The sequence below is a fragment of the Blastomonas sp. genome, from assembly GCF_041747255.1.
Classification (GTDB): Bacteria; Pseudomonadota; Alphaproteobacteria; order Sphingomonadales; family Sphingomonadaceae; genus Blastomonas.
This window is the reverse complement of record NZ_JBGTFM010000102.1, coordinates 1-11213: the sequence shown is the minus strand read 5'-3', so window position 1 is coordinate 11213 and position 11213 is coordinate 1. Positions and strand designations below refer to the sequence as shown.

Annotated in this window: 12 protein-coding genes; 7 read left to right on the top strand and 5 right to left on the bottom strand. The window is 64.1% G+C overall.

All coding sequences use genetic code 11. The annotated features are described in order from the left end of the window. From ACEW8G_RS03530 to ACEW8G_RS03520, 3 genes are all read left to right on the top strand, one after another. Positions 1 to 887, top strand: an 887-nt coding sequence (locus ACEW8G_RS03530) for a DUF58 domain-containing protein (RefSeq protein ID WP_373487066.1), incomplete at its 5' end; no start/stop codon positions are given. Then, entirely contained in the window at positions 884 to 1912 is a 1029-nt protein-coding gene (locus ACEW8G_RS03525; protein ID WP_373487065.1) for a stage II sporulation protein M, read from the top strand. The genes ACEW8G_RS03530 and ACEW8G_RS03525, both read left to right, overlap by 4 nt. Then, a complete protein-coding gene (locus ACEW8G_RS03520) occupies positions 1912 to 2847 on the top strand; it encodes an RDD family protein (protein ID WP_373487064.1) in 936 nt (311 codons plus the stop codon). The genes ACEW8G_RS03525 and ACEW8G_RS03520 overlap by 1 nt, the downstream gene beginning before the upstream one ends. On the opposite strand, the gene ACEW8G_RS03515 is transcribed toward ACEW8G_RS03520, so the two are convergent. Continuing rightward, positions 2844 to 3221 carry a hypothetical protein gene (locus tag ACEW8G_RS03515; protein WP_373487063.1) on the bottom strand — a complete coding sequence of 126 codons (378 nt, stop codon included), beginning with the start codon at positions 3219 to 3221 and terminating at the stop codon, positions 2844 to 2846. The two genes, ACEW8G_RS03520 and ACEW8G_RS03515, sit on opposite strands and share 4 nt — an antisense overlap. 231 nt (positions 3222 to 3452) lie before the next feature. Between ACEW8G_RS03515 and ACEW8G_RS03510 the strand changes: the two genes are divergently transcribed. Beyond that, positions 3453 to 3641, top strand: coding sequence for a Thivi_2564 family membrane protein (locus ACEW8G_RS03510; protein ID WP_373487062.1), 189 nt, complete (start codon positions 3453 to 3455; stop codon positions 3639 to 3641). Positions 3642 to 3667: 26 nt separating this feature from the next. Here the strand turns inward: ACEW8G_RS03510 and ACEW8G_RS03505 are convergent, their stop codons facing one another. The 3 genes from ACEW8G_RS03505 to ACEW8G_RS03495 all read right to left on the bottom strand — a co-directional run bounded on the left by ACEW8G_RS03505 (position 3668) and on the right by ACEW8G_RS03495 (position 6980). Further along, positions 3668 to 5194, bottom strand: a complete 1527-nt coding sequence (locus ACEW8G_RS03505) for an acyl-CoA carboxylase subunit beta (RefSeq protein WP_373487061.1) — start codon at positions 5192 to 5194, stop codon at positions 3668 to 3670. Between the two features lie 57 nt (positions 5195 to 5251). Beyond that, positions 5252 to 5827: a peroxiredoxin gene (locus ACEW8G_RS03500; protein WP_373487060.1), complete on the bottom strand. Its 576-nt coding sequence runs from the start codon at positions 5825 to 5827 to the stop codon at positions 5252 to 5254. 88 nt (positions 5828 to 5915) lie between these two features. Next, positions 5916 to 6980: an isoaspartyl peptidase/L-asparaginase family protein gene (locus tag ACEW8G_RS03495; protein ID WP_373487059.1), complete on the bottom strand. Its 1065-nt coding sequence runs from the start codon at positions 6978 to 6980 to the stop codon at positions 5916 to 5918. Positions 6981 to 7107: 127 nt separating this feature from the next. Between ACEW8G_RS03495 and ACEW8G_RS03490 the strand changes: the two genes are divergently transcribed. Next, on the top strand, positions 7108 to 7596 hold the full coding sequence (locus tag ACEW8G_RS03490; RefSeq protein ID WP_373487067.1) for a GNAT family N-acetyltransferase: 489 nt from the start codon (positions 7108 to 7110) through the stop codon (positions 7594 to 7596). Positions 7597 to 7605: 9 nt separating this feature from the next. Here the strand turns inward: ACEW8G_RS03490 and ACEW8G_RS03485 are convergent, their stop codons facing one another. Continuing rightward, positions 7606 to 9027 carry a M20/M25/M40 family metallo-hydrolase gene (locus tag ACEW8G_RS03485; protein WP_373487058.1) on the bottom strand — a complete coding sequence of 474 codons (1422 nt, stop codon included), beginning with the start codon at positions 9025 to 9027 and terminating at the stop codon, positions 7606 to 7608. Between the two features lie 85 nt (positions 9028 to 9112). Between ACEW8G_RS03485 and ispG the strand changes: the two genes are divergently transcribed. Further along, a complete protein-coding gene (gene ispG, locus ACEW8G_RS03480; protein ID WP_373487057.1) occupies positions 9113 to 10252 on the top strand; it encodes a flavodoxin-dependent (E)-4-hydroxy-3-methylbut-2-enyl-diphosphate synthase in 1140 nt (379 codons plus the stop codon). Positions 10253 to 10606: 354 nt separating this feature from the next. Next, positions 10607 to 11008 (top strand): hypothetical protein, encoded by a 402-nt coding sequence (locus ACEW8G_RS03475; RefSeq protein ID WP_373487056.1) that lies wholly within the window; start codon positions 10607 to 10609, stop codon positions 11006 to 11008. Positions 11009 to 11213: the final 205 nt, after the last annotated feature.

Sequence of the window (11213 nt, the reverse complement as noted above, 5' to 3'; positions counted from 1 at the left end):
TGGGGCTCGGCTGGCGGCAGGCGGCCAGCGCTTGCGACGTTGAGGTCGCGATCATGCCCAATATTGCAGCGGTGCGCGCGCCGGCGCTCCAGGTGTTTTTGCGCGAAGCCCTGTTCGGCATTCTGGCGCGGCAGCTGCGCGGTGAGGGCAGCGAGTTTGAGGCGCTGGTCGAATATCAACCGGGCTTTGACCGCCGCGCCATCGACTGGAAGGGCTCGGCGCGCCATGCCAAGCTGCTGGCGCGCGAATACGATACCGAGCGCAACAACCAGATCGTGTTCGCGCTCGATTCAGGCTCTGACATGTGCGAGCCGGTGGCTAGCCTGCCGCGCATCGACCGCGCGGTCTCGGCGGCGCTGCTGACCAGCTATGTCGCGCTGAAGGCGGGCGATCAGGTGCGGCTGTTCTCATTCGCCGCGCGGCCTGAGCGGGCAACGCCGTTCGTCTCGGGCAGCCGCAATTTTCACCGTTTGCAGGCGGAAGCGGCGAACATCGATTACCGGTTCGAGGAGAGCAATTACACGCTGGCGCTCTCGACGCTGGCGGCGCAGCTGCAGCGCCGCTCGCTGATCGTCGTGTTCACCGATTTTACTGACCCGACCAGCGCCGAGCTGATGCTCGAATCGGTTGGGCGGCTGATCGACCGGCATCTGCTGCTGTTCGTGGCGATGGAGGATGAGGAGCTGGTCAGCATCATCGACCAGCCGCCGGGCAGCGCCGATGACGTCGCGCAAAGCGTCACGGCGGCCGGGTTGCTCGCGCAACGGCGGCTGGTGATCACCCGGCTGCGGCATCTGGGCATCGAGGTGATCGAGGGGCGGCACGATGAAATCGGCAGCCGGCTGATGAACGCCTATCTGAAGATCAAGCGGCGGGGGCAGCTGTGAACGCAGCGCCAGCATCCGCAGGCGAGCAGGCGGTCGCCGCCGCCGTGCTGCGTTCGGACCGCTTCCGGCTGGAGCGCGAGGGCGATTGGGTGCGGATCGAGGCGATCATCACCGCGATGGAAAAGGGCCGGGTGCAGCGCCTTTCTGACGACGATGTGCTTGCGCTGCCGGTGCTGTATCGCAATCTGCTGTCTAGCCTGTCGATTGCGCGCGAAAGCTCGCTCGATGCCGGGCTGATCGCCTATCTCGAATCACTCACGCTGCGCGCCTATTTCTTGGTCTATGGCACCCGCACGACCTTCGGCGCGTGGTGCCGCAGCTTCTTTGGCGGCGGGCTTTCCCGGGCGGTGCGGGCGATCTGGGTTGATCTGCTGATCGCGCTGGCATTCATGGTGGTCGGCGCGCTGGTCGGCTATGCGCTGGTCGCGGCCGATCAGGACTGGTTCTCCCGGCTGGTGCCCACCCAGTTTGCCGATGTGCGTGTGCCGGGCGCATCGCGTGAGGCGCTTGAGAGCACATTGTTTGGTGAGGCGCGGTCAGACGGGCTGGAGGTGTTCGCCGCGTATCTGTTCAGCAACAATGCGCAGGTCGCGATCCTCGCCTTTGCTCTGGGCTTTGCGCTGGGCGTGCCGACGGTGCTGCTGCTGATCTACAACATGGCGAGCCTGGGTGCGATGCTGTGGGTGTTCGCCTCGCGCGGGCTGACGCTCGAATTCGTCGGGTGGCTGTCGATCCATGGCACGACCGAGCTGCTCGCGATCCTGCTCGCGGGTGCGGCGGGGCTGCATGTTGGTCGTGCGCTCGGTTTTCCGGGGGCGCGCAGCCATATGGCAGCGCTCAGCGGCGCAGGGCGCACCGCCGCGCAGGTGATGGCCGGGGTGATCGTGATGCTGATCTGCGCCGGGCTGCTTGAGGGCTTTGCGCGTCAGTTGGTCCAGTCCACCACGTTGCGCTATGCCATCGGCTATGGCGTGCTGACGGCGTGGCTGCTGTATTTTTTCGCGCTGAGGCCCCGGCGGTCCTGATGGCGCGCAAAGGCGAAATTGGCCGCACGCACGGCGTTGACCCTAAGCTGGCACGGGTGCTGGTGACGCCCGAGGGCGTCGCGCTCGACGTTGCGGTGGCGTCTGCCGGCGCGCGGATCGGGGCGTTGTTCATCGATCTGACCGCGCTGTTCGGCCTGTTCCTCGGCTTTGTGCTGAGCATCGTCTTGCTGGTGGAAGCCTATCGACGCACCGGGCTTCCCGGCGTGTCGGATGGGTTCACCAATTTCCTGGTGGTGCTGTTCATCATCGGGCTGTTTCTGGCGCGCAACGCGTATTTTTTGTATTTCGAACTGGGCGACCGCGCCGCCACCTGGGGCAAGCGCGCGCTGCGCATTCGCGTCGCCTCGCGCGATGGCGGGCGGCTGACCGCCGATGCGGTGATTGCGCGCAATCTGATCCGCGATATCGAAATGTTTTTGCCGCTGATGTTCATGACATCGGGCGGCATCCAGGGCACGCTGGGCAATTTTGGCGCATGGGCGGGCACGATCTGGGTCGGCGTGTTCCTGTTGTTCCCGCTGTTCAACCGCGACCGGCTGCGCTGTGGTGATCTGATCGCGGGCACATGGGTGGTCGAGGCGCCGCGTGCCGCGCTTGGGGAGGTCGTCGCGAATGGCAAGACCACCCCGTCCATGCTCGATCGAGCATCTAACCTCGCCGAAGATCGCTACCGGTTCAGCGATGCCGAGCTCGCGGTCTATGGCGAATATGAGCTGCAGATGCTCGAGCGCGTGCTGCGCACCGCCAAGCCCGATGCGATGGTAACCGTCGCCGCCACAATCGCCACCAAGATTGGCTGGAGCGCGCCCGATGGCGATGACCAGCCGTTTCTTGAGGCCTATTACACGCAGTTGCGCGCGCGGCTGGAACGCGGGATGCGCTTTGGCAAGCGGCGCGCGGACAAGCACAGCTAGCTGTTGAGCAGCTGTGACACCGTGTCTTCGCTTGGTGCGGCCTGCGCGCGCAGCGCCATTGAGCCATGGGCGACGATCTCAGCCCGCGTCAGCGCAACGATCAGCCCGGCTTCGGCATCGCTTGCGGCCGACACAGCGCCCGCAGTCGGTGTGACAGCCGTGCTGCGCGCAGCAATCGCGTCCGCCATCTCGATAAAGCCGCGTGATCCCGCCTCAGTCGCCCGGCTGCTGTCGGATCGCCAGGAAAGCGCGAGCGTGATCCCGGAATACGGCCCGTCTGCGGGCGCCTGTGCCGGATGATTTGCTGAAGGCATTGTGGACGCAGGCGATGGCGCAAGCATTGGTTCCAGCCCCGGGGCAAGGATCGTGGTCAACAAAATGCTCTCTCCACGCTTTTTCACGCATCAAGCATTTCACCGCGCTGCTAAGCACTCATCATCAGAATTGGTATGCAGTGCATTAAGCACGGCGTTTTATGATCCTGCGCAAGTCGCATTAACCGCTGGCAAGTTACGCAACCCTTTTCAACCCACCGCGTATCTGGATCACCCTGTCGCCAATTTCAAAGCTGTTTGGGGGGCACAGGAAATCGTGAAGGATCAGATATGCCTATTCTCAACCTTATTTTCGTGCTCGTTGCGGTCGGTGTCGGCCTGTGGCTGATCAACAACTACATCCCGATGGACGGCAAGATCAAAAGCATTTTGAATGCTGTTGTCATCATCGGCGTCATCATCTGGCTGCTGCAGGTGTTTGGCATTCTGGGGTCATTGAGCGGCGCCACCGTCGGCTGACGTGCTGGCTGGCAGCGTCAGGGCGATCAACCCGACGCTGCCAGCCGCGCCCATGCGAGCGTCGCGAACTCGCATAGCAAGGGCCGCGTGTCGCGCGGGTCGATAATGTCCTCGACCATGAAATGTTCTGCACTGCGAAACGGGCTGCGCACCTTATTGAGCCGCGCCCGGATATCCGCCAGATGCGCCGCCGGATCGGCGCTCGCCTCAAGCTCAGATTTATACGCGACCTCAATGCCGCCCTCGATTGGCAAAGATCCCCAATCACCGCTCGGCCAGGCAAAGCGATACTGAAACCGCTCGGCATTCGACATCGCCGATCCAGCAATCCCATAGGCCCGCCGCACGATCACCGATGCCAGAGGCACAGTGGCGCGGTAGATCGCATTCATCGCATTGACGCCATAGCGGATCGTGCCCGCGCGTTCTGCCTCTGCGCCGATCATGAAGCCGGGATTGTCGACCAGATGAACAATCGGCAGCCGAAACTGGTCGGCAAGTTTGACCAAGCGCTCGGCCTTCTCGGATGTTTTCGCCTCCCACGATCCGCCCAGATAGCTGGGGTCGCTGGCCAGCACCGCGACCGGCCAGCCATCGAGCCGCGCAAATGCGGTGATCACCGCGCGGCCCCAGCGCCGACCCATTTCAAACACGCTGCCAGCGTCGAACACGCCGGTGAGCACGCGGCGCATCGCGTAAACCTCCGCCGGGTTGCGGGGCACGGCGCTGAGCAGCGCGTCTTCGCGCCGGTCCACCGGATCATCGCAGAGCGTGCGCGCGCCAAAGCTGCCCACCGATTGGGGCAGGTACGACAGGAACCGCCGGGCGGCGGCGAACGCCTCGGCCTCTGATGCCACCTCGTCATCGACCACGCCGTTGCGGCAATGGATGTCGGTGCCGCCCAGCCCTTCCTTGTCGATGGTCTCGCCAATCGCGGCGGCGACCGCTGGCCCTGCAGCAAACACCTGTGACAGGCCCTTGACCATCACCGAATAGTGGCTGGCAACAGTGCGCGCCGCGCCCAGACCCGCGGTCGGCCCCAAAGCCAGCGCGACCACCGGCACGGTGTCGAGGTTGGTGACGATATGCTCCCAGCCCGGCACCATCGGCACATAGGTATAGCCCATTGTCTCCAGCGATTTAACCGATCCGCCGCCGCCAGTGCCGTCGATCATGCGGATCAGCGGCAGCCGCAATTCGTGCGCCATCGCCTCGCATTGCACAAACTTGCGGTGCAGCGCGGCATCGGCAGCGCCGCCGCGCACCGTGAAATCGTCGGCGCTGGCAACCACCGCGCGGCCTGCGATGTCGCCGCGTCCGAAGATAAAATTGGATGCAGCAAGGTCGACCAGATCACCATTGGCATCATAGCTGCCACGCCCTGCGATCTTGCCGATCTCGCGGAACGATCCGGGGTCGAGCAGCGCTGCGATGCGGGCACGGGCATCCATCTTGCCGCGCGCGTGCTGACGCGCAACCTTCTCGGCGCCGCCCATATTTTCAGCGAGCGCGCGCCGCCGGTTCAGCTCGTCAATGTCATCCTGCCAGCTCATGGCGACAGGCTAGCGAGCCGCAAAGCGTCGGTCACCCGCAAAATTGTGGGGGCTATGTCAACCCTTGGTGCGCTTGGCCATCGATTGCACCGCGCCCAACGTCAGCTTGACATGATCGCGATAATCCATGTCGTTGTGGATGAAGGTGATGCGGCCATTGGGGGCGATGACCATGCTGGTGCGTCCGGTCATCGCAGCATTGGATGGCAGGCCGACGCCATAAGCGTTGATCATCTGCGGCGTGGCGCGCGCGACAGCAAACTTGCTCTGACACGCCTCGGTCGAGAACTTTTTCAGCTCCTCGATGCCATCGGCGGACAGGCCAATGACGGTTGCGCCGGCTTTCTTGAACTCGTCCATCCGGGTGGCGAACTCATGCGCTTCGGCGGTGCAGCCGCTGGTGAACGCCTTGGGGAAGAAATACAAAACCACCGGCCCTTTCTTAAGCGTGCTCGCCAGATTGAGGCTGAACGCCTTGCCCGCGCGCGCCCCGGTGGTGGTGAACATCGGCGCCTTGCTGCCGACGCCAAGCTTCGCCGGGCTGGCGGCGATCGCCGGGTCTGCGTGGGTTGCAGCAGCAATGCCAGCGGTCAGGGTGAGGGCAGCGAGCGAGAGAGCGATAGTTTTGTGCATGGAATGACCTTTGCGGTGTTTGGGGAAAGATGGGGAGGTTTGGCTGATTTTCCAGTGGGGTGCTGGTGTGCAACCCCAGAAGCTCACCTCACTCCTCATCCCCATAGACCGCGACCCGATTGCCGCCATCGCTGTTCGCCATGGCGCGATACATGCCGGGGGTGTCGAAGCTGTAGCCCTGGTGGCCCCAGGGGGTGAGGTAGATGATCCCGCCCGATCCGCCCAGAGCGCCCATTTCGGCGATCACCGCGTCGGCGATTTGCTGCACTTCCGCCGCGCTCAGCGCCTGTGCGGTCAGTTGGGCGAGCATCGCGGCATCGGGCTTGCTGCCGCCGCGCTCGGCTTCCTGCGCCAGAAACTCGGTGCGCGCTGCGGCTTTCAGGCGGATGCGCGCGCAGATTTCATGCGCCACGCCGACCCGGATGAAATACTCACCCGCACCGGTGGCGGAGATTGCACACGAGCGGTTGTCGGCATAGGTGCCCGCACCGATCAGCGGCGAATCGCCGATGCGGCCATAGCGCTTGCCGGTGAGGCCTCCGGTCGAAGTGCCCGCTGCGACGTTGCCGCTGGTGTCGCGCGCCACCGCGCCGACGGTGCCATATTTCAGGTCGACATCGAACCAGCTGACCTTGTTGGCCTTCAGCTCCTCAAGCTGGCGCCTGCGCTCTGCCGTGCCGAAATACGCCTGATCGACCTGCTCCAGCCCCGATTCGACCGAAAATCGGTCCGCGCCTTCGCCCGATAGCATCACGTGCGGGCTGTCCTCCATCACCTTGCGCGCGAGCAGGATGGGGTTTTTGGTATAGTGGACGCGGGCAATCGCACCGGCGTTGCGGTCCTTGCCGTCCATCACTGCGGCATCGAGTTCGTTGCTGCCCTCATAGGTAAACACCGCGCCGCGCCCGGCGTTGAAATTGGGGTCGTCCTCCAGAATGACGATGGCCGCCTGCACCGCGTCCAGCGCGCTGCCACCCGATTTGAGCACCGCCGAGCCAGCATCGAGCGCGGCATCGAGCGCGGTGCGCACCGCCGCATCGGTTTCCGGGGTGATCCGCGACCGTTCGATGACGCCTGCGCCGCCATGGATGACCAGCGACCAGCTGGGTGCGTCGGTGGATTCGGTGGCGGCGGCAGGGTGGGCTAGCGACATGGTGAGGGCTCCAAGCAACAGGAAAAGACGCACGCGGTGACTCCTTCGGATTTAACGGGTGGAAGGACTTTACGATGCGCCGCAATGCGATATTCTGAATTCAATTACCAGCCGCGCGGATGCCAAGATGACAGGATTTGTGATTGTCGAAGACGATTTGAGCGGGGCCGAGGTTGCCGCGTTGCTCGCTTATCACCGCGCCGAGATGATGCGCCATTCGCCGCCGTGCAGCGTGCATTCGCTGCCGATTGCGCGGCTGCGCGAAGCGGATGTCACTTTCTGGACCATCTGGCAGGGCGACGCGCTGGCCGGCTGCGGCGCGCTCAAGCAGATCAATGCGCATCACGGCGAGCTCAAATCGATGCGCACCGCTCCGGAATTCCTGCGACGCGGAGTTGGGGAGGCGATGCTGCTGCACCTGATTGGTGAGGCAAGGCTGCGCGGCTACACGCGGCTCAGCCTCGAGACGGGTCGCCCAGCACCGTTCCAGGCGGCGCAGACGCTGTATGAAAAGCACGGCTTTCGCGAATGCCCGCCATTTGGCGATTATACCGAAGACCCATTCAGCATGTGCATGACGCGTCTGCTCGACACGCCGCTGACGCCCCGTTTCTAGACCCGCCGGTCAATCGGCGAGATGCCTTAATATGCGGTACCAGTGGTCCAGACCGCTGTAGAAGTCTTCGACCCGGATGCGTTCGTTGAGGCCATGCGCGAACATGTCTGAATCGCGCATCGCCGCGCCACTGATCGCGACGGTGTTCATGCCCAGCGCGCGATAATGCATGCCATCAGTGCCGCCCGATTCCATATAGGGCGCGATGATGAGGTCAGGAAAACGCGGGTGCACGCCGGCCTTCACCGCCGCAAGTACTTCGGGCGTCAGGGTCGATGCGGGTGCTTCGACCACATCGGTGATCAGCTTGAAGGCAACCTTGTCATTGGCGATCACCTGTTGCAGCGTGGCTTGCGCTGCCGCAGCGCCGCCTTCTCCGGGGAAAATGCGGCAGTTGACTGTCGCCGTCGCCGATTGCGGCAGCGCGTTTTCGGCATGGCCGCCCTTCAGCATCGTCGCGATGCAGGTGGTCGAGAGCAGGTTGGCAGTCGCAGGCGCGGCGAGCAGCGTCGCGCGCGCGCCCTCGTCCGCCGGGTTGCGCGAAAACGCCAGCATTGCCTCGCCCAGCGGACCGGGGGTGATCTTGCCCATTTCAGCGAACGACCCGCGCGTGATCGCACTGTCGCGCACCGGGAAGCGGTATGCCTCGATCGCCTTTAGGGCCGACGCAAGTTCATAGATCGCATTGTCCTTGCGCGGCCGCGACGAATGGCCGCCGGGGTTGGAGACGGTCAGCTCGAAGGTCGCAAAGGTCTTTTCGGCTGCCTGCACGCCGAACATGATCGGCTTGAAATCCTCAGTCAGCCGGATGCCACCGGCATCGCCGTTGAGCACCAGAGCGGGCTTGATCGTCTCGGCAACCAGCTTCGCCTGTGCGCGGGTGGTGATCATCCCGGTTTCCTCATCGCCCGAAAACACGAGATAGAGGTCTCGGCTGGGCGTCCAGCCTTCGCGCTTCATCCGGATGAAATTGTGCGACAGGCTGGCGATGCCATATTTGTTGTCAAGGGCACCGCGCCCGAAGAAATAGCCTTCCTCTTCGGTCAGCGTGAAGGGAGGCCGTTCCCAGTCCTCGGGCAGCGCTTCCACCACATCCATATGCCCCAACAGCACGATCGGGCCGGCCTTTGGCGTGCCCTTCGCGGCAAAGCGCACGATCAGACCCTGGGTCGCCTCGCCCTCGCTGTCATAATCGGTGATCGCAATGTCAGATTCCGCAAACCCCGCCTTGATGAATGCGTCCTTCAGATAGGCGACCATCGCGGGCACCTGCTTATGGCCGCGTGCGGTGCGAAAGGCGATGATGTCGCTGTACAGCTGACGCGCGGACTGTTCGTTTGCGGTGCGCTGCTGCGCATTCGCGGACGGTGCGGCGAGCCCGCAGGCGGCAGCCATCGCCGTCAACATCGCCCATTTCGGCATTCTGCGCATTGTCGCCCCTCTTTCCCCTGCCAAGTCTCGCCAAAGCGGTGGCCAGCCACTATAGACAGGCTATCGCCATGGAGAGCAATGCCATATGACCGCTGAAAATCCGCATCTGCGCCCGTGGCGCGATATCGACCGGCGCAAATGCCGCCAGATTATGGTTGGCAATGTGCCGGTGGGTGGCGGCGCGCCGGTGACGGTGCAGACGATGACAAACACGCTGACATCGGACCCCAAAGCGACCATCGACCAGATCCGCCGCTGCGAAGAGGCGGGCGTCGACATCATCCGCGTGTCGTGTCCCGATCAGGAATCGACCGCGGCGATGAAGCAGATCGTGCGCGCCGCCCGGGTGCCGATCGTCGCCGACATCCATTTTCACTACAAGCGCGCGCTCGAAGCTGCCGATGCGGGCGCGGCGTGCCTGCGCATCAACCCCGGCAATATCGGCTCGTCCGAGCGGGTGCGCGAGGTGGTGAATGCCGCCAAGGCGAACGGATGCGCGATCCGCATCGGGGTGAACGCCGGGAGCCTCGAAAAGGACCTGCTCGAAAAATACGGCGAACCGTGCCCCGAGGCGCTCGTCGAAAGCGCGCTCGACCATATCAAGCTGCTGCAGGACCATGATTTCCACGAATTCAAGGTCGCGGTAAAGGCGAGCGACGTATTCCTGGCGGTTGCCGCCTATCAGCAGCTGTCAGAGGCGGTCGATTGCCCGCTGCATCTGGGGATTACCGAGGCAGGCGGCTTTGTCGGCGGCACGGTGAAAAGCGCCATCGGCATCGGCAACCTGCTGTGGGCAGGCATCGGCGACACCATCCGCGTCTCGCTCTCGGCAGAGCCAGAGGAAGAGGTGCGCGTCGGCTATGAGATCTTGAAGTCCCTCGGCATCCGCACGCGCGGGGTGCGCATCGTTTCATGCCCAAGCTGCGCGCGGCAGGGCTTTGATGTGATCCGCACCGTGCAGAAGCTCGAAGAACGCCTGCAGCACATCAACACGCCGCTGTCGCTCTCGGTGCTCGGCTGCGTCGTCAACGGCCCCGGCGAGGCGCGCGAAACCGACATCGGCCTCACCGGCGGCGGCAACGGCAAGCATATGGTCTATCTTTCGGGCCTCACAGATCACCACGTCCAGGACGCCGACATGGTCGATCACATCGTCAGGCTGGTCGAAGCCAAGGCCGCGGAGATCGAGGCGGCGAACGCCGCGGTCGCGCACGCGGCGGAATAGCAATGCGGTACTTGCTGTGCTTGGTAGCAGTCCTGTTGGCCGTAACCGGGGCTCACGCCATGCAAGCGTCGTCGGACGAGTCGATCCCACGGGAAGATGTCGAGCGGATCGGCAACCTCCTGCTCGAAGCCGCGCCTCAGCGGCGCGGCCGCATCCTCCTTATTGCCGAGCTCGACGACGGCTTTATGGTCTCACGTCTGCTTTGGCATGCGCCCGGGGCGCCATCCCTGTCGCAGCTCGGCATATCGGACGACCTCAATTCAAGATTGTTTGAGGCAGCGCTTGAGTCCTGGGAAGAATCATCCCGCCAGGCTGGGCGAACCGGATGGACGACGATGAGCTTTCTGGTTGAGGATGGCCGCTTCTCCGTTCGTGTCGGCCCCCCGCCCGGGGCGTGGGGACGACGCCTTTGATCGGTTTTTCGATGCCGAGATCGCCCGTGTTTTTGCCGGTCTGCCGATCGAGCCGACGAGTGTTCCGACACCTCCGGCGCCGCCGGTACGCGACCCTGCCGACGCCGTCCCGACCGCCGCGGACCTGGAGCGGATCCGTGACGGTCTGGTCGCCGCAGCGGGTACGGCGGAGGCCAAGATCGTGCTGTTCGCGCGCTTCGGGCAGACGATGTCCGCGTCGGCCATCCGCTATCGTATGGTTGGCCAGGCTGACGTACGGCCCGCGTCGTTCGCGACCGGAACCGATCCCAATCTCGCCGAAATCTGGGCCGCCGCCCGTGAACGCATGGGGGAAAATGTATAGCGCGAGATGATTGTCGTCGCTGATCGTGGAGCCCTGCGGGTCACTCTTGGCCAGCCGTCGGACCCTGACTTCCATGCGGGCTTCAGCCGGGCCGCGACGGAAATCGAGCGCACGGAGTTTCGGGAATGACCATCATCAAGCCCGGGACGGCGGCATGAAGGCCGGGCGCTCTCCCACCCGCGCGCCCCACAAGCCGCCGGCGGCG

What these genes read in the sequence shown, in the direction of transcription:
- ispG (WP_373487057.1), top strand. Translation starts at nt 9,113, where the DNA reads ATGACCGCTGAAAATCCGCATCTGCGCCCGTGGCGCGATATCGACCGG.
- ACEW8G_RS03520 (WP_373487064.1), top strand. Translation starts at nt 1,912, where the DNA reads ATGGCGCGCAAAGGCGAAATTGGCCGCACGCACGGCGTTGACCCTAAG.
- ACEW8G_RS03490 (WP_373487067.1), top strand. Translation starts at nt 7,108, where the DNA reads ATGACAGGATTTGTGATTGTCGAAGACGATTTGAGCGGGGCCGAGGTT.
- ACEW8G_RS03495 (WP_373487059.1), bottom strand. Translation starts at nt 6,980, where the DNA reads ATGTCGCTAGCCCACCCTGCCGCCGCCACCGAATCCACCGACGCACCC.
- ACEW8G_RS03510 (WP_373487062.1), top strand. Translation starts at nt 3,453, where the DNA reads ATGCCTATTCTCAACCTTATTTTCGTGCTCGTTGCGGTCGGTGTCGGC.
- ACEW8G_RS03500 (WP_373487060.1), bottom strand. Translation starts at nt 5,827, where the DNA reads ATGCACAAAACTATCGCTCTCTCGCTCGCTGCCCTCACCCTGACCGCT.
- ACEW8G_RS03475 (WP_373487056.1), top strand. Translation starts at nt 10,607, where the DNA reads ATGGCCGCTTCTCCGTTCGTGTCGGCCCCCCGCCCGGGGCGTGGGGAC.
- ACEW8G_RS03505 (WP_373487061.1), bottom strand. Translation starts at nt 5,194, where the DNA reads ATGAGCTGGCAGGATGACATTGACGAGCTGAACCGGCGGCGCGCGCTC.
- ACEW8G_RS03485 (WP_373487058.1), bottom strand. Translation starts at nt 9,027, where the DNA reads ATGCGCAGAATGCCGAAATGGGCGATGTTGACGGCGATGGCTGCCGCC.